Below are 20,479 nucleotides of genomic sequence, written 5' to 3' on the forward strand. Positions count from 1 at the left end.
GCCCCGTAGTCTCGGCGGATACGGCCCTGCTGAGGGGCTCGGCCGTGTCAGACGTACGCGTGTGAAGGCACCGATCCGAGTTCGACCGACTCGATGCCACGGAGCCCACGCATGCCCTCCCGCAAACCTGTCATCCCCGCCCCCGAGGGGCTCGCCCCGCACGAGCGTCCGCACCGGCTGATCCCCGGCTCGGAGCGCACCCGATGAGGCGCTCGCTGGTGATCGTCGGAGCCGGGCCGCGGGGCACCGGCCTCATCGAGCGGATTGCCGCCAACGCGCCCGAACTGTACGACGGAGCGGGGCTCGACCTGCACCTGGTGGACCCGCACCCGCCCGGCGCCGGACGCATCTGGCGCGCGGCGCAGTCACCGCTGCTGTGGATGAACTCGCACGCCGAGGACGTCACCATGTTCACCGACGAGACGGTGGACATGGCCGGACCCGTGCGCCCCGGCCCCACCCTGCACGAGTGGGCCGGCATCGACGGCCGCACCTTCGCGGACCGGCAGCTCCAGGGCGCGTACCTGCGCTGGGTGCACGAGCAGGCGGTGGCCGCGCTGCCGCCGTCGGTCCGCGTCCACCACCATCCGCGGCGCGCCGTGCGGGTGAGCGGACCGCGCGACGGACGCCAGCGGGTCTGGCTGGAGGGCCGCCCACGCCCGCTCCTCGCCGACCTGGTCGTCCTCACCCTGGGCCACCTCGACGCCGAACCCGACGACGAACAGAAGGAGTTGGCGCAGTACGCCCGCACCCACGGCCTCGTCCACCTGCCGCCCGACTTCACCGCCGACAGCGACCTGTCCGCCCTCGCGCCCGGCGAACCGGTCCTGGTGCGCGGGTTCGGACTCGCCTTCGTCGACCTGATGGCGCTGCTCACCGAGGGCCGGGGCGGACGGTACGACGGGGACACGTACGTGCCGTCGGGGCGGGAGCCGGTGCTCCACGTCGGATCGCGGCGGGGAGTGCCGTACCACTCGAAGATCGGCTACGACTGGACCGGCGAGCGGCCGCCGCTGCCCCGCTTCCTGGGACCTGCCCAGATCGACGGGCTGCTCGCCCGCCCGGACGGCTTCGACTTCCGGCGGGACGTGTGGCCGCTGGTGGAGAAGGAGCTCGGATTCGCGCACTACCACCGGCTGTTCACCGTCCATCCGGAGCGGACCGCGATGCCCTGGGGCGACTTCGACGAGAAGTACGCGGCCGCCGAGGACGCCGTCGAACGCGAGGCGCTGGTGGCCTCCGCCGTGCCCGATCCCCGCGACCGGCTCGACCTCGCCGCGCTCGACCGGCCGCTGGAGGGCGTGCGGTACGCGACGCACGAGGAGTTCCAGGACGGGCTGCGGGCGTATGTCGAGAGTGACCTGAGGCGTCGCCATGACCCGCAGTACAGCCCGGACCTGGCCGTGTTCCTCGGACTGCTCTCCGTCTACGGGCAGGTGGTCCGGCTCGGTGACATCGGCGGCTGGTGGCACGGCTTCTTCAGCTACCTCGCCTCCGGGCCGCCCGGGCCCCGGCTGCGGCAGTTGCTCGCGCTGTCCAGGGCAGGCGTGGTCAGGTTCGTCGGGGCGGACATGGCGGTCCGCGCCGAGGACGGGGTGTTCCGGGCGTCGAGCCCGACCGTGCCGGGCCGCTCGGTCGAGGCGCGGGCGCTGGTCGAGGCACGGCTGCCCGACCCGACGGTCCGGCGGGCCCTGGATCCGCTGCTGCGCGGGCTGCACGCCGAGGGCGTGGGCGAGACCCTGGACGGGCTGCTGCGCGTGGACCGTGCCGACGGGCGGCTCCTGGACCGGTCCGGCCGGCCGCACCCGCGGCGCTTCGCGCTCGGGCCGCACACCGACGGCCGTACCCCGGGCGCCTTCACCCGGCCCCGCACCGGCGGCCCCGCCTTCCGGCAGAACGACGCGACCGCGCGGGCCGTGCTGCGGCTCCTCGCGGGGCGGCCCGAACCCACGCCCGGTGGGCCGAGGTCCTCGACCGCGCTCTCCGAGGCGCGCTGAGCGATCCGGCTGCCGGTCCGCGCGCCGGTGGCCGCTTCCGGCCGGCGGGCCGGATTCTCCCTTTCCCGAAAGGATTTATCCCACATGGCTTCCTCGTCCGGCCGGGGGCTGGTGCACCTGGCCGCCGCCCTCGATCTGTCCTCGTCGTACGACGAGCGTTCCTGTGTCGAGGCGGCACAGCTCGCCGAACGCGGCGGGCTCGACTTCGTGACCCTGGACGACACCTTCGCCCGGCCCGGCCTCGACGCGCTCTCGGTCCTGTCCCGCGTCGCGGCCGCCACCGACCGGATCGGCCTGGTGCCCGTCGCGACCCCGCACACCGAGCCCTTCCACGTGCCTGCCGGCGTCGCGGTCCTCGACCGGGTCAGCGGGGGCCGGGCCGGCTGGTGGACCGACGTCACGACCGCCGGGGGCGAGGCTCGTCCACCGGGCCGTCGGCGGACCGGGCCGGTCGGCGCGCTGTCTCAGGAGACGGGTGAAGTCGCCTACGCGGGAGCGGAGTCGGGGGACCGCCGGGTGGACGGCGCCGGGATGCCGGCCGCCCCCTCCGAGGACCGGGCCGGGCGGCACCGCGTCGACTTGCGGGGCGTGTCCTCCTCCGTCAAGGCGCCGCGGCTCACCGTGCCGGGACCTCCGCACGGCCGGCCGGTCCGCGTGGTGGACGCCACCGACGAGCCCGCCCGCGGGGCTGCCGCCCGGTACGCCGACGTGGCCCTCGTGCGTGCCGCGAGTGCCGCGCAGGCGGCCGCCGTACGGGATCAAATACGTGCTGCCGCAGCGGAGTTCGGGCGTCGTCCCGAGGAGCCGCGGGTCCTGGCCGGCCTTCTCGTCGACCTCGGGGACGGCGAGCACGCGGCCGAGCCGGGCCACGGCGGAGGCGGCCCCCGACAGACCGCACGGGGGCCGCTGTACCGGGGCGGCCCCGTCGACCTCGCGGAACTGATCGCCACCTGGCACGGCGAGGGCGTCGTCGACGGCTTCCACCTCACGCCCGCCGAATCGCCGCGCGACCTGGAACGGCTCGTCAACGGCACAGTGGCGGTGCTCCAGCACCGCGGACTGTTCCGCACCTTCTATCCGGGCAGCACGCTCCGCGAACACCTGGGCCTCGCCGGACCCGCCCGGCAGGGTGCCGGCCACGGGAGAGCCTCGTGAGGCGTGAGGGGATGCCTCCGAGTCGCTCGCTCCCGGGCGGGCGGCGCCGTCGCAGGCACCGAGCGGGGGCAACTGCCGGGGTCTGTTTTCGGCGATCCGGCGGGCGGTGACGGCAACCGCGGATTCCGTTTCCGTCCCCGTCCGCGCCGGAGGCCGACGGCCGGACGAAGGTCGGCGTCGACCGGGCGCCGCTGACGCCCCGTCCCCTCGCCGACCATTGCTTCCGCGGCCCTCCGCGTCCGCCGGGAGCCCCGGAAGTCACCGTCGCGGCAGGGGAGCGGGACGTACTTCTGGGCGTCGCGGTTCCCGCTGAAACACAAAGATCTTCCAAAGGTTGACGGCCGAAAGGCGCCCTTGCGCCGACCGTCCGTTCGGCCGAATACTCCCCCTCAGCGCTTGTCAGGAGCACGGCGTGTTCGTAAACCGGACACTCGTGCCGCTGACTGCGCCTCACGGGCCCCGACCCCACGCGGGCCCCCGACTTCCCTTGGAGGGAACGAAACGTGAGGATCAAGCGCACCAACCCCCGCAGCGGCATTGCGAGACGGACCCGGCTGATCGCCGGTACCACCGGCCTCGTGGCCGCGGCCGCGATCGCGGTCCCCAGCGCGAACGCGACTGCTGCGACCCCGTTCAGCACCGCCGAACTCAAGAGCGCCAGCAGTTCGGTGCTCAAGGCCGACATCCCGGGCACCGCCTGGGCCGTCGACAGCAAGACCAACCGTGTCGTCGTCACCGTCGACAGCACGGTCTCGCAGGCCGAGATCGCCAAGATCAAGGAGCAGGCGGGCAGCAACGCCGACGCGCTCACGATCAAGCGGACCCCGGGCAAGTTCAACAAGCTGATCTCCGGCGGCGACGCCATCTATGCGAGTAGCTGGCGCTGCTCCCTCGGCTTCAACGTCCGCAGCGGCAGCACCTACTACTTCCTGACCGCCGGTCACTGCACCGACGGCGCGGGCACCTGGTGGTCGAACTCCGGGCACACCAGCACGCTCGGTTCGACGGCGGGCTCCAGCTTCCCGACCAACGACTACGGGCTCGTCCGGTACTCGTCCAGCTACCCGACCTCGTCGATCTCCGGCACCGTCGGCAGCGTCGACATCACCAGCGCCGCCACCCCGAGCGTGGGCACCACGGTCTACCGCCGCGGTTCCACCACCGGCACCCACAGCGGTCGGGTCACCGCCCTGAACGCGACCGTCAACTACGGCGGCGGCGACGTCGTCTACGGCATGATCCAGACCACGGTCTGCGCCGAGCCCGGCGACTCCGGCGGCCCGCTCTACTCCAACAGCGGTATCGCCTACGGTCTGACCTCCGGCGGCAGCGGCAACTGCTCCTCCGGCGGCACGACCTTCTTCCAGCCGGTCACCGAGGCCCTGAGCGCCTACGGCGTCAGCGTCTTCTAGCCCCGGCCACGGCCGGCAGCACAGCCGGCACCCTTCGAGCCCCCGTACGCATCCGCCGTACGGGGGTTCGTCGTGTTCACGACGGGGTCCGGCCCCGGAGAGCGTGTCCTGGGGGCCGTGCCGCAGCAGCCGTACGACGAACCGCGCGGCGCCTCCCGGTAGGCGCGCAGCATCTCGCCGACCGGCGGGACGGGCACGGTCCGCCGGTCGGTGTCCGTGAGCCCGTCGCGGAGGGAGACGAGCAGTCGCGCAGTTCGAGGGCGCCGGCCGGTCCCACCACGTCCTGGGCGGTGTCGGGCGTCAGGTGTCGGTCGTCGGGTCCCGGGCGTCAGGTGTCGGCCGTCCGGTGTCCTGATGCCGTGGACCACCCGTGTCCTCCGTCTCCCGTTGTGTACACAGCGGAGTTACCGTCGAAGTACTCACCTTGAGCGCCTGGTTCGGACCCTGGGGGTCGCGATGGTCGAGGAGCTGGTGGCGGCGGGCGTGACGCTCGTGTCCGCCGGAGCGGTGTACGTGATGGCGGCCGCGCGGGTCGTCAAGCAGTACGAACGGGGCGTGGTCTTCCGTCTCGGAAAGCTCCTGCCGGAAGTGCGCGGGCCGGGGTTCACGATGATCGTTCCGGGCATCGACAAGCTCCGGAAGGTCAACATGCAGATCGTGACCATGCCGGTGCCCGGACAGGAGGGCATCACCCGGGACAACGTCACGGTGCGGGTGGACGCCGTCGTCTACTTCAAGGTGACCTCGCCGGCCGAGGCGGTCGTGCGGGTCGAGGACTACCGGTTCGCCGTCGCGCAGATGGCGCAGACCTCGCTGCGGTCGATCATCGGCAAGAGCGAGCTGGACGATCTGCTGTCCAACCGCGAGAAGCTCAACCAGGGACTGGAGTTGATGATCGACAGTCCCGCGGTGGAGTGGGGGGTCACGATCGACCGGGTCGAGATCAAGGACGTCTCCCTGCCCGAGACCATGAAGCGGTCCATGGCCCGGCAGGCCGAGGCGGACCGGGAGCGGCGGGCCCGGGTCATCAACGCGGACGCGGAGCTCCAGGCGTCGAAGAAGCTGGCCGAGGCGGCCAGGGAGATGTCCGAGCAGCCGGCCGCGCTGCAACTGCGGCTGTTGCAGACGGTGGTGGCGGTGGCGGCGGAGAAGAACTCGACGCTGGTGCTGCCGTTTCCCGTCGAACTGCTGCGGTTCCTGGAGAAGGCGCAGCAGGGGCAGGGGCAGGGACAGGGGCAGGGGCAGGGACAGGCCCAAGGCCAGGGGCAGCCGGTGGTGGCGCCGCCGGATTCGCGGCAACCGGTGCAGCCGGTGCAGCCCGTGCCGTCCGTACAGGCCGTGGAGCAATCGGTGCAGGAGCAACGTCCGTCTCTTGAGCCCCGGCCGGATCGGGATTCCGCAGGGGCGAATTCAGGACAGGACTAGACCTCACAGGCCGGTGAGGTGTTACTCGCACGTAGTGTTTGCAGCGTGAACGGCCAGTGGTGACCGTGGACTGTCAAAAGCGGCGGGGGCGCGCAACCGCGTTCTACGCGCGTCCGGAAGTCACCCTTGTGCGCTCCCTGCGGGGTTCGGAAGAGTGAGGGCTCGTCAACCAGCCTTCCGGCCCCCGAGACCCCCACAGTCTCCGGGGCCGACCCCCCACAGGAGGACGCGAGTTGAAGCACCGACGCATACCCAGGCGGCGGATCGTCATGGCGGGCGCGAGTGTCACCGCGCTCGTCGCCGCGGGCGTCACCTTGCAGACTGCGAACGCCAGCGAGACGCCGGCCGTGCCGGAAGTGAAGACCCTCTCGGTCCTCGCGGCCGGAAAACTCGCCTCGACGCTCGGGGCGCAACTCGGCGCGGACGCGGCGGGGACGTTCTACGACGCGAAGACCAGGAGTCTCGTGGTGAACGTGCTCGACGAGGACGCGGCACGGACCGTCACGGCGGCCGGGGCCTCGGCCAGAGTCGTCTCCCACTCGCTCGCCGAGCTGAAGAGCGCCCGTACGACGCTCGCCGACGACGCGACCGTCCCGGGTACGTCCTGGGTGACCGACCCCACCACCAACAAGGTCGTCGTCACCGCCGACCGCACGGTCTCCGCGGCCGAGTGGGCCAAGCTCACCAAGGTGGTCGACGGACTGGGCCAGGTGGCCGAACTTCGGCGTACGAAGGGGGAGTTCAAGCCCTTCATCGCGGGCGGCGACGCGATCAGCGGGTCCGGCGGCCGGTGCTCGCTCGGGTTCAACGTGGTCAAGGGCGGACAGCCGTACTTCCTCACCGCGGGGCACTGCACCGAGTCGATCTCGACGTGGTCGGACTCCAGCGGGAACAAGCTCGGCACCAACGAGGTGTCGAGCTTCCCGGGCAACGACTACGGGCTGGTGAAGTACACGGCCGACGTCGACCACCCCAGCGAGGTCGATCTCTACAACGGGTCCGCGCAGGCCATCACCGGCGCCGCGTCGGCGACGGTCGGCCAGTCGGTGACGCGGAGCGGGTCCACCACCCAGGTGCACTCCGGGAAGGTCACCGGCCTGGACGCGACGGTGAACTACGGCAACGGCGACATCGTGAACGGGCTGATCCAGACCGACGTGTGCGCGGAGCCGGGGGACAGCGGCGGGTCGCTGTTCTCGGGGAGCAGTGCGATCGGGCTGACGTCCGGTGGCAGCGGTGACTGCACCTCCGGCGGGGAGACGTTCTTCCAGCCGGTGACGGAGGCGCTGTCGGCGACGGGCGCGTCGATCGGCTGACGGTTCAGCGGTTCGGTGTGCGTGAAGCCCCGTCCCCTGTATGTGGGGGCGGGGCTTCCGCGTTTCCTGTCGTCGCCGTCCGCCATCGTTATCCGTTCGAGACCTCGAGTTGCTCACGTCACGCTTGGGGCGGCCGTTACATTTGCGGTTCCTGGGGCTTCAACTTCCCCGTGACCAATGGAAGTTGATCACTCATCAGGTCCTTCACAGGCAATCGTTTCGGGGGAAGCGCTGTGCAGAAGATCCAGCTGACCTATTGGTGGGACGGGCACGAGCCCGGTGACGTCGTGGACGTCGACGACCCGATCGCGCGAGAACTGCTCGGTGTCATCGCGCGGCCCGCGGAGGGCCTGGAGGTCTCCGAGGACTCCGCGAACTCCTCCGCAGACTCCGATGAGTGAGCCCTACGTCGCCTTTCCGGACGTCGAGCAGTTGGTCGTCGATCTGCTCAAGGACCGCAGCGAGCTGGCGGGTGTCGTCGTCGACGTGGAGCCGCCCTCGGGGTTCGACGGTTCGCAGCGCGCCGTACTGGTCTCCCGGATGGGCGGCGCCTGGGCGGAGGACCCCCGGCTCGACAATCCGCTGGTCGACCTGGAGGTGTACGGCCCCTCCAAGGCCGCGGCCCACACCGTCTCCCTCGTGGCGCGTTCCCTGATGCTCCAGCTCCGCGGGGTGCGCCACGGCGGGGCGACCGTCGTGGACGTCGTCGAGGAGGACGGGCCGCGCTGGCTGCCCGACTACCGGCACGGCAGTGCCAACCGCTACGTCTCGACCACCCGCCTGGTGGTCCGTCCGGCCTGAACGGCCGTACTCCCGGCGTGACTTCGCCGTACTCCCAGATCAGCACGTCATGTCCAACTCCCAGCAAGGAGCAGTGATGGCCGGAACGAACGCCAAGGAGATCCGGGTCGCGGGCAGTGGCCGTGTGCTCATCGCCCCGCTCGCCACCGCACCGCCCGCCGACACCGCCGCGGCGTGGGGCGCGGGGTGGAAGGACCTCGGCTACACCACCACCGACGGGGTCAAGATCTCCAAGAAGGACAAGCTGGACCCGGTGGACACCTGGCAGAGCGTCAGCTCGGCGCGGTTCGTCTACTCCGACCGCGACCTCAGCTTCAAGTTCCAGCTCCTCCAGCTCAACGAGGACACCCTGCCGTTCTTCTTCGGCGGCGGGCAGGTGAAGGAGACGGCGACCGGGTCCGGCCTCTACAAGTACGAGCTGGCGGCCGAGCCGAAGTTCGACGAGCGGATGCTCGGACTGGAGTTCAGCGACGGGGACGAGGTCAAGTACCGCATGATCGTCGCCCGCGGTCAGGTGACCGAGACCGAGGAGCTCGCGCTCGTCCGTACCGCCCCCGTGAAGCTCGGTGTCACCTTCACCGCGCTGGCCACGGTGGACGGTGCCCCGCTGGCGACCTTCCTGATGAAGGACCCGAACTTCAGCGCGGCCTGACCCCTCCGTACGCCCCCTTTCGTGCCACAGCAAGGAGCTCCACCGACATGGCCCCCTTCAACGTCAACGCCGCCCGTGCCCAGCGCCTCGAAGCAGTCGGAAAGAACTGGGAGTTCGAGGTGGACGGGGATGTGTTCCGGCTGCCCACCGAGTTCCCGCGCAGCATCGCCAAGCAGATCGCCGCGCTGGACGACAACGACATCGACGGGTTGCTGGCGCTGCTGCTCGGAGCGGAGCAGTTCGAGCGCTTCTGCAAGTACGACACCAGTGTCCAGGATGTCTCCGCGATCCTGGAGGCGTACGGCAACGACACCGGCATGTCGTTGGGGGAAGGCTGAGCCTCGGCGCGCTGGTCGACGAGCACGCCGAGGCTCTGGAGGCGGATCTGCTCCGCCACTACGGGGTCGACCTGCTCGACTGGCACCGGGGCCGGCTCTCCTCCCGCCGACTGCGGGTCCTCGTGGAACACCTTCCCGCGGACTCGTCCTTCGCCCGGGCGGTCCACGGCGAACAGGCGGACTGGACGGTGACGGACCATCTGCTGGCAGCGGTCGTGGACCATCTCGCCGTCGCCAACTGGATGTTCGCAACGGTCAACCGCGACGAGGACACGGAGCCGGCGGACTATCCGGAGGCTGTGCCGCGGCCCGGGGGCCGGAGCACCGAGAGCTCTGAGGGCGGGCCTCGGGCGACTGTCCAGGAAGGGGCGTCGCCGGTGGAGATCATGGCCTTCCTGAGTTCACCGAGTTGAGAGGAGCCGGTGCGTGGGTGAGGACATCAGGGACCTGGTCGAGAAGCTGACCGCCCGGGTAGCGACTCTGGAGGGCACGGAGAACTTCACTGCTCGGTTCAAGGAGCAGTTCGCGCAGGCATTGAGTGCGGGCGGCGAGTTCAAGAAGGCTGTTCAAGGAGAGATCTCCTCCTGGAAGGCGCAGCAGGACGCCGAACAGAAGAAGCTCATCGATCCCAAATGGCTTCCCGACAACATTCCGGCCACCGGCGCCAAGTTGGAAGCCACCGGCCTCAAGTCCGACGTGTTCGTCGGGCAGTTCGAGTACGGCCTGTTCAAGCATGAGTACAGCGTGACCAAGTTCCTCGAGGACCGGGAGCAGCTCAAGCGGGACCGGAAGATCGACGAGCAGCTGGCAGAGCTGAAACGGATCGACGGCACGCAGAGGGCGTCGATCAAGAAGGTCCGAGAGAGCATCGATGCCGCAGTCAAGAAGGCCGGTGACGTCGCGCGGCAAGGTGACCGCGCGTTGAAGGAACAGATCGCGGCCCTTCGCAAGGATCTGAGGGCCGCCGAACGGACGGCCGCGAAGGCGGAGCAACGCGGCACCAAGGCCCAGGCACTCGCCAAGGAGGCGGGCAGTGTCAGCCGGGCCGCGCGCACCAAGGCGAACAGCGCCGAGCGAAAGGCCCAGAACGCCCTCACCCAGGTCAGCGAGGTGCGCAAGCAGGTTCGCACCAGAACGAACGAGGTGGAGCGGAACACCAGAGCCGCTCTCCGCCAGGTCGACAGCTTGCGCGGTCAGGTCGACAAGGGAATGCAGCGGGTTCGCGCGCTGGAAAGCGGAGCCAAGACGACGAGCCAGGCAGTCAAGGGGCTGCGGAACGACCTGAACGCGCTCGAGCGCGACCTGCGGCGATAACGGCACACACGACAGCGACGGAGCCAACCCATCATGCAGACGTCACTCGTATCGGTCACCCGGGCGCTGAACCAGATGCGATCCGCGGCCACCAGCACCGGCGGTGCCGTCACCCGTATGCGGACCGCCGTCACCGGGGCCAGCAGTTCCGTCGACCGGCTCAAGAACTCGGCCACCCAGGCCAGTACCGCCACCGGCCGGCTCCGGACCTCCGCCACTCAGGCGAGCGCCGGGCTCAACCAGGTGCGGACCGCAGCCGCCCGGGCATCCAGTGACGTGCAGCGGGCCGGGCGGAACGCGGCGTCCGGCGGGGGGCTGTTCTCCCGGTTCAGTCAGGGGCTGCGCACCGCCACCACCGCCCAGCGCGGTCTCAACACCGCCATGAAGGCCAACATCCTCGGCGCCATCCTCGCCCTGATCATGCCGCTGATCACCAAGCTCATCGACATGGCGATGCAGTCGAAGACCGTGCAGGCCGTCATGCAGGCGGCGTTCAAGGTCATCGGGCAGGTGGTGGGGACGGTCATGAAGGGGGCGTCGGTCGCCATCAACTGGCTGATCGACGCGGGCAAGAACGTCGTCAACTGGCTCAAGGCCAACTGGCCGTTGCTCGTCGCCATCCTCACCGGCCCCGTGGGCATCGCCGTGCTCGCGATCGTCAAGCACTGGGACCGGATCAAGGACGCCGTCGGCTCGGTACGGGACTGGATCGTCGACAAGTGGAACGCCGTGGTGGACTTTCTGCGGGGCGTGCCCGGAAAGATCTGGGGCTTCTTCGCCGAACTCCCCGACAAACTCCTGCGCTTGGGCGGCGACATCGTCCAGGGCCTCATCAACGGCATCAAGAACTCGGCCTCGGCGCTGCTCAACACCGTGAAGAACTTCATCGTCAACACCATTCCCGGGCCCATCCGCAGCATCCTGGGGATCTCGTCCCCGTCCAAGGTGATGATGGGGTTCGGCGGGGACGTCGGAGAGGGACTGGCCCTCGGCATGGAGGGCGCCGGGAACAGGGTGGCCGGAGCGGCCGGGCGGCTCGCCGACGCCACCGCGCGCGGGGTGATCGGGCCCGGCTACGGCCTCACCGGCACCGCCGCCCGCGCGGGAGGCCGTACGGCGGCCGCGGCGGCCACCGCCCCCGTCACCGTCAACGTCCACCCCCGCCCCGGCCAGTCCGAGTACGAGATCGGCCGGATCACCGCCCGCGAACTCGCCTGGGCGGCCAAGCGATGAGCGGGCGCCAGCTCCAGCAGCCGGTGTTCGAGGTGGACGGCTGGGCCGGGAACACCGTCGACGACGACGGCGTCGAGTGGTGGGTCACCAGCGAGCAGGGCTGGGCCGCCACCCCGCCCGTCCGGCTCACCCTGACCGACCGCCCCGAACGGCACGGCGCGTTCGACGCCCCCTCCTACCGGGGACCTCGCGTGGTCACCCTGGAGGGCATGGCCATCGCCCCCGAACGCGCCGTACGGGAGGAGGCCAAGGACCGGCTGGCCGCCGTGCTCGCCGACGGCAGCACGCTGTCGCCGCTCGTCGTCACCGAACCGCACCGCGTGCGGCGGGCGTTGGTCCGGCTCACCGCCGAGACGAAGATCGTCGACCGCAAGTCCGGTGCCTTCGAGTTCTCCCTGACCATGACCGCGCCGGACCCGTTGCGGTACTCGTACGGACTGAACAGCAGCACCTGCCCGCTGCCGTCCTCCAGTGGCGGTGTCGCCTTCCCGCTCTCCTTCCCCCTGGACTTCGGGTCCGGCTCCTCCGGTGGCCGGCTGCTCCTCGAGAACAAGGGCACCGTCCCCACCTGGCCGGTCTGGCGGATCGGCGGACCCTGCGTGCAGCCGGTGATCAGCAACACCGCCACCGGTGAGGAACTCGCCTTCGAACTCACCCTCCAGGAAGGCGAGTTCCTGCTCGTCGACACCGACGCCCGCTCTGTCCTCCTCCAGGGCACCGCCTCCCGGCGGGCCGCACTGCTGCCCGGTTCGGACTGGTTTCCGCTGCGACCGGGCGCGACGCCCGTGCTCTTCCGCGCCCGCGACTACGCCCCGGCCGCCCGGCTGACCGCGGAGTGGCGGGACGCCTGGCTCTGATACCGCCCGCCTCAGCTAGCAGAAGGAACGCACCCGCATGGCGAAAGACTTCGAGCGCGACTCCGGATGGCTCTCCGGCGGGGTCGTGGACGCCGAGGACGCCCGGCTCGCCACCGGCGTGCTCGCCTCGGCGGCGGCCGACCCCGGCAACCCGATCGCCGCCCGCACGGGCATCAAACCCGGCCCCGGCAACCCCGGTTACGTCGAGGCGGAGGCGACACCCTCGCGCTTTGTGCAGATCCGGCCCTTCCAGGGGGTCGTGCAGGGCACCCGCGCGCCGTACGCGGGCGCGTACCTGATCACGCTCGGCCAGCTGAAGCGCCTCGACGTGCTCACCGAGGCCCCGGCCCACTCGTCGTACTCCCGGATCGTCCTCGTCGTGGCCCGGCAGACCGACCGGCAGTACGGCGACGCGAGCGACGGCATGGTGGTGCAGGTGGAGGCCGGGGCACCCGCGCCGACGCCGGTCGCGCCGAGGCTGACCGGCGACTGCCTGCCACTCGCCCAGATCACCGTGCGGGCGAACGCGGGCTCCGTCACCCAGGCGGACATCAAGGATCTGCGGATGTTCACCGTGGCCGCGGGCGGGGTGCTGCCGCTCCAGTCCTACGAGTCGCTCCCGGCCGACGGCCATCCCGGACAGCGGCTGTACGACCTCGAGAACGGCCTCGACCTGGTCCGCACCGGCACGGCGTGGCGTCCCGCGGCCACCGGAGCGGTGGAGTTCTTCGGGCCGGCCGACGCGGGCTGGCCGCGGACCAGCGGCTCGGCGGGAGCCACCGGGTACACCTTCAACCAGGTCACCGTGCCCGCGGCGCCGTACCCCCGCATGCTGCTGATCACAGGGCAGTTGTACGCGGTGACCTCGGGCGCCGACGAGCGGTGGGACCACGTGGTGCGCAAGCAGGACGGGACGGCCCTGTCCCTGGCCTGCTTCCACGGCGGCCCCACGAGGATCACCACCAGCGTCGCCCAGGGGCATCACCTGCTGCCCGCCGCGACACCGCTGGTCCTGACGCAGTACGTCGGCCGGGGCGGCGGCATGACGACCGGTACCGCCGGCGTGGGCTCGGCCGAGGCGCACTACACCGGCCTGCGTGTGATCGCGTTCCCCGTCCCGTGACGCTCCGACCGGAAGAGGCATCCCCATGAGCACGCCCACCCCAGAACGCGACTCCGGCTGGATCTCCGGCGGAGTCGTCGACGCCGAGGACGCCCGCCTCGCCACGGGCGTGTTCGCCACGCCCGGGCCGAGCCCGGTCCAGGCCCGCAGCGGCATCCGGCCGGCCACCGGGGACCCCGGCCGGGTCCAGGCCACCGCCACCGTCTCCGGCAAGGTCACCGTCGCCCCCTTCCAGGGCGTGATCCAGGGGACCCGGGCCAGTGCGACCGGCGCCTATCTCGTCACCCTCGGCCAGCAGAAGACCCTCGACGTCCTCGGTACCAACCCCGCCGACTCCGGCAACCCGCGCAACGACCTGGTGGTGGCCCGGCAGCGCGACGCACAGTACGGCGACCCCACCACCGGCATGACCGTGGAACTCGTGAAGGGAACCGCCGCCGCCACCCCCGTGGACCCCGCGGTGACCGGCGACTTCATCCCGCTCGCCCGGATCAGGATCGCGAAGAACGCCTCCTCCGTCACCGCCGCCGACATCGACGACCTGCGCCCCTGGACCGCGGCGGCCGGCGGCATCCTGCGGGTCTGGGGCGAGGCCGGACGGCCCACGTACCCCTACTCGGGCATGTACATCCACCGCTGGGACACCAACCACCTGGAGTGGTACGACAGTACGGCGGGCTGGCGGGCGGTCAACAACGACACCGGCTGGACCACGCTCACCTTTCCCGCCGCCTGGACCGTGTACAACAACGAGACACCGGCGGTCCGCAGGGTCGGCGCGGTCGCCTACCTGCGCGGCGCGATCCGCACCGGCGTCGCCCAGGCCGCCAACCCCACGATCCTCATGAACCTCCCGGCCGCCTTCCGCCCGGCGGTACGGCACCACTGGTACGCGGTGCTCGGCGGCACCCGGACGGGCGTGGAGGGCATCGTCGACACCGACGGCAACGTGAACCTCTACCCGCAGACCACCGCCCTGCCCGTCGACCAGCTGGTCTACATCAACACCACCTGGCTGGTGGGCTAGTGACCGGCCGCCCGACCCGCTACACCTACTACATCGCCGACCTCGCCACCGGCGCCATCACCGACGAACTCCCCCTGTACGACGCCACGTTCAGCACCGAACTCAACGAAGCCGGCGAGTTCCGCGCCCGGTTGCCTCTGGGCGACCCGCGGGCCGGTGTCCACCGGCCCCGCGAACTCACCGAGCCCGGCCGCGCCGCCCTCTACGTCGAGCGGGACGGCGTGCTCGTCTGGGGCGGGGTGATCTGGACCGTCAAGTACACCTCCGCGGACCAGCACCTGGAGATCGGGGCGGCCGGTTTCCTCTCCTACTTCGACCACCGCCGGGTCCTGCCCGCCGACTTCGACCCGGCCGTCCCCGACCTGGCCTCCGTCACCGTCTCCTTCACCGACCGCGACCAGTGCGACATCGCCCGCGACCTCGTCGCCATCGCCCAGGCCCACCCCGGCGGCGACATCCGGGTACGCCCCGAGGCCGGGACCCGCTCGGGTGTCACCCGCACCCTGGTCTACCCCGGCAGCGACCTCAAGAGCACGGGGGAGGCGCTGCGGGAACTGGCGAGCCTGGAGGACGGCCCCGACTTCCTCTTCGACATGGCGTACGGCAGCGACGGCCGTCCCGTGCGCAGGCTGCGCGTGGGCACCCCGCACCTCGGCCAGCAGGGCACCCCGCACGTGTGGGAGTACGGCGCCAACCTCATCGGCTACACCTGGCCGGCCGACGGCGCCTCCACCGCGAGCCGGGTCTTCGCCCTCGGCGAGCAGGGCGAGGCCGGCCAGCTCGTCGCGGTCGCCGAGGACCCCGCCACCGGGCGACCGCTCACCGAGACCGAGGTCTCCTACGTCCATCTCACCGACCCGGAGCTGCTGCGCTCCCAGGCCCGCTCGGCCCTCGCCGCCGTCTCCGCCCCCGTGGTCCTGCCCGAGCTGACCGTGCGCGCCGACCTGGAGCCGGTCCTCGGCTCCTACCAGGTCGGCGACGACGCCCTCGTGGTGATCAAGGACGTGTTCTTCCCCGAGGGTGTCCGGTTCGGCGTACGGATCACCGGGATCGAGGTCACCCCCGGCAACGACGCGGGCGAGGAGCAGGTCCAGCTCACCGTCACCCCCGCCACCGACATCCCCTGAACCCGAGGAGCACTCCGTGACCAGGATCAACCGCCCCGACACCCTCCTCACCGAGCTCCGGGACATCAAACGGCGCCTGCACGCCCTGGAGACCGCGCAGCGCGCGACGGCCGCCGGGGCCCCGCAGAGCGTCACGGGCGAGCCCCGCGGAGAGGAATCCACCGAGACCGACACATCCGGGTCCGAATAGCCGTTTCCGCAGGTGGGAGGTGGCCCGAACGCTGTCGTACGCATGTTCGGTTTTTGGTCTATGGTGGAGGTGAGGCGATAGGGAACTGATGTTCGACAGCGGGAGGTGCGGATGCCTGGCTTCACTCATCTGCACACCGTCTCCGGGTTCTCCCTGCGCTACGGCGCCTCGCACCCGGAGCGCCTCGCCGAGCGTGCCTCCGAGCGGGGCATGGACGCCCTCGCGCTCACCGACCGCGACACCCTCGCGGGCACGGTCCGGTTCGCCAAGGCCTGTGCGAAGGCGGGGGTGCGCCCGTTGTTCGGGGCGGAGCTGGCCGTGGCGGAGGCCGAGCCCGTACGGCAGGAGCGGCGCCGCGCCCCCGTGCGCGGAGGTGCCTTCGTCGACGAGTCGGCTCCCCGCGCCACCTTTCTCGCCCGGGACGGTGCCCGCGGCTGGGCCGACCTGTGCCGGCTCGTCACGGCGGCGCACGCCGACAAGGACGAGCAGGGCATACCCCTGGTGCCCCGGGCCGAGAACCGGGGGGACGGACTGACCGTGCTGCTCGGACCCGACTCCGAGGTCGGCCGCGCCCTCGCCGCCGGCCGCCCCGACCGGGCCGCCCGGCTCCTCGCCCCCTGGCGGGAGACCTACGGCGACGCACTGCGCCTCGAGGCCGTCTGGCACGGACGCAAGGGCACCGGCCCCGGCTCCCTGCGGCTGGCCGCCCGTACGGTCGGATTCGCCGCCGAGCAGCGGATCCGGCCCGTGCTCAGCAACGCCGTACGGTACGCCGATCCCGGACAGGGTCCGGTCGCCGACGTCCTGGACTCCGCCCGCCGCCTGGTCCCCGTCGGCGCCGTCAAGGAACTGGACTCGGGCGAGGCCTGGCTCAAGGACGCGGGCGCCATGCTGGCGGCCGCCGAGCGGATCGTCGAGGCCGCGGGCTTCCGGCGCGACACCGCGCACCGGCTGCTGGAGCAGACGCAGGCGATGGCCGCCGCATGCCTGGTCGATCCCGAGGACGACCTCGGGATCGGCACCGTCCACTTCCCCGAACCGCACCTGGTCGGCGCGGGCCGGCGCAGCGCCCAGCGGGCCCTGGCCTCCCGGGCGGCGGCCGGGATGGTGCTGAAGGGATACACGGGCAGGCGCGCCTACTGGGAGCGGATGCACGAGGAACTGGACATCATCGCCCACCACGGCTTCGCCTCCTACTTCCTGACGGTCGCTCAAGTCGTCGACGACGTACGGGACATGGGCATCCGGGTCGCCGCACGCGGGTCCGGCGCCGGCTCCCTGGTCAACCACCTCCTGGGGATCGCCCACGCCGACCCCGTCGAGCACGGGCTGCTGATGGAGCGGTTCCTGTCCACGCGGCGGCTCGTGCTGCCCGACATCGACATCGACGTGGAGTCCGCGCGCCGCATCGAGGTCTACCGGGCGATCATCGGGCGGTTCGGGACCGAACGGGTCGCGACCGTCTCGATGCCGGAGACGTACCGGGTGCGGCACGCGATCCGGGACGTGGGGGCGGCCCTGTCCATGGACCCCGCCGACATCGACCGCATCGCCAAGTCCTTCCCGCACATCCGGGCACGGGACGCCCGCGCCGCCCTGGAGGAACTGCCCGAGCTCAAGGAACTCGCGGGAGAGAAGGAGCGGTACGGCAGGCTGTGGGAACTGGTCGAGGCACTCGACGCCCTTCCCCGGGGGGTCGCCATGCACCCGTGCGGGGTGCTGCTCTCCGACGCGTCCCTGCTCCGCCGCACCCCGGTCGTGCCGACCAGCGGCGAGGGGCTGCCCATGTCGCAGTTCGACAAGGAGGACGTCGAGGACCTCGGACTGCTCAAGCTCGATGTGCTGGGCGTGCGGATGCAGTCGGCGATGGCGCACGCGGTCACGGAGGTGGAGCGGGCGACGGGGGAGCGGGTCGACCTGGACGCCGTACCGCCGGGCGACCCGGAGACGTACCGGCTCATCCGGTCCGCCGAGACGCTGGGGTGCTTCCAGATCGAGTCGCCGGGACAGCGGGACCTGGTCGGACGGTTGCAGCCGGCCACCTTCCACGATCTCGTCGTGGACATCTCGCTCTTCCGGCCCGGTCCGGTCGCCGCCGACATGGTCCGGCCGTTCATCGAGGCCCGGCACGGACGGGCGCCCGTCCGTTATCCGCACCCCGACCTGGAGGGACCGCTGAAGGAGACGTACGGGGTCGTCGTCTTCCACGAGCAGATCATCGACATCGTCGACATCATGACCGGGTGCGGGCGGGGTGAGGCGGACCGGGTGCGGCGCGGGCTGTCCGATCCGGAGTCGCAGGGCCGTATCCGGTTCTGGTTCGCCCAGCACGCGGCGGCGAACGGATACAGCGCGGAAACGATTCAGCGCACCTGGGAGATCGTCGAGGCCTTCGGGTCGTACGGCTTCTGCAAGGCGCACGCGGTCGCCTTCGCCGTCCCCACGTACCAGTCGGCGTGGCTGAAGGCGCACCACCCGGCGGCCTTCTACGCCGGGCTGCTCACGCACGACCCCGGGATGTACCCGAAGCGGCTGCTGCTGGCGGACGCGCGGCGGCGCGGGGTGCCGATCCTGCCGTTGGACGTGAACGAGTCGGGGGTCGCACACAGGATCGAACTGGTGTCTGATAATCCTTCGGTGTGGGGCCTGCGGCTCGCCCTCTCCGACGTGCACGGCATCAGCGAGGCCGAGGCGGAACGGATCGCCGAGGGACAGCCGTACTCCTCGCTGCTGGACTTCTGGGAACGGGGGCGGCCCAGCCGCCCGGTGGCCCAGCGGCTGGCCCAGGTCGGCGCGCTGGACGCCTTCGGCGCCAACCGGCGCGATCTGCAACTGCACCTGACCGAGCTGCACCGGGGCGCCCGCGCCGGCCGCGGGGGCCAGCTCCCCCTGTCCGGCGGGCGGAAGACGGCCTCGGTCGGGCTGCCCGACCTGTCCTCCGTGGAGAAGCTCAGCGCCGAGCTGGGAGTGCTGTCGATGGACGTCTCGCGCAACCTGATGGACGACCACCAGGAGTTCCTGGGTGAGCTGGGCGTGATCAGCGCACGACGGCTGCGCGAGGCGCGGCACGGCGAGACCGTGCTGGTCGCGGGGGCCAAGGCGGCCACCCAGACACCGCCGATCCGGTCCGGCAAACGGGTCATCTTCACCACCCTGGACGACGGCACCGGCCTGGTCGACCTCGCCTTCTTCGACGACTCGCACGACACCTGCGCGCACACCGTCTTCCACTCCTGGCTGCTGCTGGTGCGCGGGGTGGTGCAGCGGCGCGGCCCGCGCAGCCTCAGCGTGGTGGGCGCGGCCGCCTGGAACCTCGCCGAACTGGTCGAACTGCGGGACAGGGAAGGCCTCGACGCGGTGGCGGCGCGGCTGGCGGAGCCGGTGCCGACCGGGGACGGTGACCCGGCCGGCGATCCCACCGGCGGCCGGCGAATCCAAATGCCGACGGGATACGAACTGCATCCGTGGGCCGATCTGCGACCGGCGGGTCAAGAGCCCTCACAGACAAGGAAGTTGTGGCACCAGAGTCCGGGGAGTGCGGGATGACCATCCTCTGCGTACGTTTCCAGCTGCCGCCGACGCGGGAGGCGGCCCTGCCCGAACTGCTCGGCCTCCTGGAGGAGTTCACCCCGGTCGTCGAGGCGCTGCCGCCGGACCGGGCGCTGGCCGACCTGCGGGGCGCCGAACGGTACTTCAAGCGGGACGCCGTCGAACTGGCCTCGGTGATCCGGGTCCGCGCCCTCGCCCTGCACGGCGTCGACTGCGCGATCGGCGCCGGACCCGGACCGATGCTGGCCCGCATGGCACTGAAGGACGCCCGGCCGGGGGTGACCCGCGCGGTTCCCGAGAGCGGGGTGCCGGACTTCCTCGCCGGCCGGCCCGTCGCCGCGCTCCCCGGCGTCGGCGCCGCGACCGCCCGCACCCTGTGCGAGTACGGCCTCGACACCCTGGGCCGGGTCGCCGCCGCACCCCTGTCCACCCTCCAGCGGCTGGTCGGCGCGAAAGCGGGCCGCGAACTGCACGAGAAGGCGAACGGCGTGGACCGCGGCCGGGTGGTCCCGAACGGCGTCTCGCGCTCCCTGGCCACCGAACGCCCCTTCACCCGCGACGAGCTGGACCCCGACCGGCATCGCCGCGCCCTGCTCTCCGCCGCCGAGGAACTGGGCTCCCGGCTGCGCGCCCTCGACAAGGTCTGCCGCACCCTGACCCTCACCGTGCGCTACGCCGACCGCACCGCGACCACCCGCAGCCGCACCCTGGGTGAACCGACGGCCCACTCGGCGGCCCTCACCAGGGCGGCCTACGGCATGTACGAGGCGCTCGGTCTCCAGCGTGCCCGGGTCCGCTCCATGGCCCTGCGCGCCGAGGGCCTCGACCCCGCCGAGCATGCCTCCCACCAGCTCACCTTCGACCCCACCGACGAGAAACTCCGCCGCATCGAGGAGGCCGCGGACCGCGCCCGGGCCCGGTTCGGACCGCTGGCGGTGCTGCCGGGGACGCTGGCCGCGTGAC

At 71.6% G+C, this 20,479-nt stretch carries 19 protein-coding genes; all 19 read left to right on the forward strand.

The features are described 5' to 3' along the window. Positions 1–203 precede the first annotated feature (203 nt). The 19 genes from ACIQJT_RS38485 (at position 204) to ACIQJT_RS38575 (ending at position 20,478) form a co-directional block, all read left to right on the forward strand. Positions 204–1,997, forward strand: a complete 1,794-nt coding sequence (locus ACIQJT_RS38485) for an FAD/NAD(P)-binding protein (protein ID WP_402650243.1) — start codon at positions 204–206, stop codon at positions 1,995–1,997. 84 nt (positions 1,998–2,081) lie between these two features. Next, positions 2,082–3,152 carry an LLM class flavin-dependent oxidoreductase gene (locus tag ACIQJT_RS38490; protein WP_402650244.1) on the forward strand — a complete coding sequence of 357 codons (1,071 nt, stop codon included), beginning with the start codon at positions 2,082–2,084 and terminating at the stop codon, positions 3,150–3,152. A 503-nt stretch (positions 3,153–3,655) separates the two neighbouring features. Next, positions 3,656–4,564: a S1 family peptidase gene (locus tag ACIQJT_RS38495; RefSeq protein WP_365457382.1), complete on the forward strand. Its 909-nt coding sequence runs from the start codon at positions 3,656–3,658 to the stop codon at positions 4,562–4,564. 456 nt (positions 4,565–5,020) lie between these two features. Further along, a complete protein-coding gene (locus ACIQJT_RS38500; RefSeq protein WP_402650245.1) occupies positions 5,021–5,989 on the forward strand; it encodes a slipin family protein in 969 nt (322 codons plus the stop codon). 233 nt (positions 5,990–6,222) lie between these two features. After that, on the forward strand, positions 6,223–7,305 hold the full coding sequence (locus ACIQJT_RS38505; protein ID WP_402650246.1) for a S1 family peptidase: 1,083 nt from the start codon (positions 6,223–6,225) through the stop codon (positions 7,303–7,305). Positions 7,306–7,538: 233 nt separating this feature from the next. Then, positions 7,539–7,706, forward strand: a complete 168-nt coding sequence (locus ACIQJT_RS38510) for a hypothetical protein (RefSeq protein ID WP_402650247.1) — start codon at positions 7,539–7,541, stop codon at positions 7,704–7,706. Continuing rightward, positions 7,699–8,106 (forward strand): hypothetical protein, encoded by a 408-nt coding sequence (locus ACIQJT_RS38515; protein WP_365457393.1) that lies wholly within the window; start codon positions 7,699–7,701, stop codon positions 8,104–8,106. The genes ACIQJT_RS38510 and ACIQJT_RS38515 overlap by 8 nt, the downstream gene beginning before the upstream one ends. A 76-nt stretch (positions 8,107–8,182) precedes the next feature. After that, the gene (locus tag ACIQJT_RS38520; protein WP_053849615.1) at positions 8,183–8,758 is read left to right on the forward strand and encodes a hypothetical protein; all 576 of its coding nucleotides are present in this window, start codon (positions 8,183–8,185) and stop codon (positions 8,756–8,758) included. Between the two features lie 47 nt (positions 8,759–8,805). Further along, the gene (locus ACIQJT_RS38525) at positions 8,806–9,096 is read left to right on the forward strand and encodes a hypothetical protein (RefSeq protein WP_020139388.1); all 291 of its coding nucleotides are present in this window, start codon (positions 8,806–8,808) and stop codon (positions 9,094–9,096) included. A 122-nt stretch (positions 9,097–9,218) separates the two neighbouring features. Beyond that, positions 9,219–9,509, forward strand: coding sequence for a hypothetical protein (locus ACIQJT_RS38530; protein WP_402650248.1), 291 nt, complete (start codon positions 9,219–9,221; stop codon positions 9,507–9,509). 13 nt (positions 9,510–9,522) lie between these two features. After that, positions 9,523–10,410: a hypothetical protein gene (locus ACIQJT_RS38535; protein ID WP_402650249.1), complete on the forward strand. Its 888-nt coding sequence runs from the start codon at positions 9,523–9,525 to the stop codon at positions 10,408–10,410. A 33-nt stretch (positions 10,411–10,443) separates the two neighbouring features. After that, a complete protein-coding gene (locus ACIQJT_RS38540) occupies positions 10,444–11,643 on the forward strand; it encodes a hypothetical protein (protein WP_365457402.1) in 1,200 nt (399 codons plus the stop codon). Further along, entirely contained in the window at positions 11,640–12,500 is an 861-nt protein-coding gene (locus tag ACIQJT_RS38545; RefSeq protein WP_365457405.1) for a phage distal tail protein, read from the forward strand. Before ACIQJT_RS38540 ends, ACIQJT_RS38545 begins: the two co-directional genes overlap by 4 nt. 37 nt (positions 12,501–12,537) lie before the next feature. Next, positions 12,538–13,623, forward strand: coding sequence for a hypothetical protein (locus ACIQJT_RS38550; protein WP_402650250.1), 1,086 nt, complete (start codon positions 12,538–12,540; stop codon positions 13,621–13,623). A 25-nt stretch (positions 13,624–13,648) separates the two neighbouring features. Beyond that, positions 13,649–14,650: a hypothetical protein gene (locus ACIQJT_RS38555; RefSeq protein WP_402650251.1), complete on the forward strand. Its 1,002-nt coding sequence runs from the start codon at positions 13,649–13,651 to the stop codon at positions 14,648–14,650. Continuing rightward, positions 14,650–15,777 carry a hypothetical protein gene (locus ACIQJT_RS38560; RefSeq protein ID WP_402650252.1) on the forward strand — a complete coding sequence of 376 codons (1,128 nt, stop codon included), beginning with the start codon at positions 14,650–14,652 and terminating at the stop codon, positions 15,775–15,777. The genes ACIQJT_RS38555 and ACIQJT_RS38560 overlap by 1 nt, the downstream gene beginning before the upstream one ends. A 16-nt stretch (positions 15,778–15,793) precedes the next feature. After that, positions 15,794–15,967, forward strand: a complete 174-nt coding sequence (locus tag ACIQJT_RS38565) for a hypothetical protein (RefSeq protein ID WP_402650253.1) — start codon at positions 15,794–15,796, stop codon at positions 15,965–15,967. 111 nt (positions 15,968–16,078) lie between these two features. Beyond that, the gene (locus tag ACIQJT_RS38570) at positions 16,079–19,513 is read left to right on the forward strand and encodes a DNA polymerase III subunit alpha (RefSeq protein WP_402650254.1); all 3,435 of its coding nucleotides are present in this window, start codon (positions 16,079–16,081) and stop codon (positions 19,511–19,513) included. Continuing rightward, the gene (locus tag ACIQJT_RS38575; RefSeq protein ID WP_402650255.1) at positions 19,510–20,478 is read left to right on the forward strand and encodes a DNA polymerase thumb domain-containing protein; all 969 of its coding nucleotides are present in this window, start codon (positions 19,510–19,512) and stop codon (positions 20,476–20,478) included. The genes ACIQJT_RS38570 and ACIQJT_RS38575 overlap by 4 nt, the downstream gene beginning before the upstream one ends. Position 20,479 lies beyond the last annotated feature (1 nt).

Source organism: Streptomyces sp. NPDC091972, assembly GCF_044756385.1.
Lineage (GTDB): Bacteria > Actinomycetota > Actinomycetes > Streptomycetales > Streptomycetaceae > Streptomyces.

Coding starts and splice junctions, on each gene's coding strand:
- ACIQJT_RS38485 (WP_402650243.1), top strand. CDS start 204: ATGAGGCGCTCGCTGGTGATCGTCGGAGCCGGGCCGCGGGGCACCGGC.
- ACIQJT_RS38490 (WP_402650244.1), top strand. CDS start 2,082: ATGGCTTCCTCGTCCGGCCGGGGGCTGGTGCACCTGGCCGCCGCCCTC.
- ACIQJT_RS38500 (WP_402650245.1), top strand. CDS start 5,021: ATGGTCGAGGAGCTGGTGGCGGCGGGCGTGACGCTCGTGTCCGCCGGA.
- ACIQJT_RS38515 (WP_365457393.1), top strand. CDS start 7,699: ATGAGTGAGCCCTACGTCGCCTTTCCGGACGTCGAGCAGTTGGTCGTC.
- ACIQJT_RS38520 (WP_053849615.1), top strand. CDS start 8,183: ATGGCCGGAACGAACGCCAAGGAGATCCGGGTCGCGGGCAGTGGCCGT.
- ACIQJT_RS38525 (WP_020139388.1), top strand. CDS start 8,806: ATGGCCCCCTTCAACGTCAACGCCGCCCGTGCCCAGCGCCTCGAAGCA.
- ACIQJT_RS38540 (WP_365457402.1), top strand. CDS start 10,444: ATGCAGACGTCACTCGTATCGGTCACCCGGGCGCTGAACCAGATGCGA.
- ACIQJT_RS38545 (WP_365457405.1), top strand. CDS start 11,640: ATGAGCGGGCGCCAGCTCCAGCAGCCGGTGTTCGAGGTGGACGGCTGG.
- ACIQJT_RS38550 (WP_402650250.1), top strand. CDS start 12,538: ATGGCGAAAGACTTCGAGCGCGACTCCGGATGGCTCTCCGGCGGGGTC.
- ACIQJT_RS38555 (WP_402650251.1), top strand. CDS start 13,649: ATGAGCACGCCCACCCCAGAACGCGACTCCGGCTGGATCTCCGGCGGA.
- ACIQJT_RS38570 (WP_402650254.1), top strand. CDS start 16,079: ATGCCTGGCTTCACTCATCTGCACACCGTCTCCGGGTTCTCCCTGCGC.
- ACIQJT_RS38575 (WP_402650255.1), top strand. CDS start 19,510: ATGACCATCCTCTGCGTACGTTTCCAGCTGCCGCCGACGCGGGAGGCG.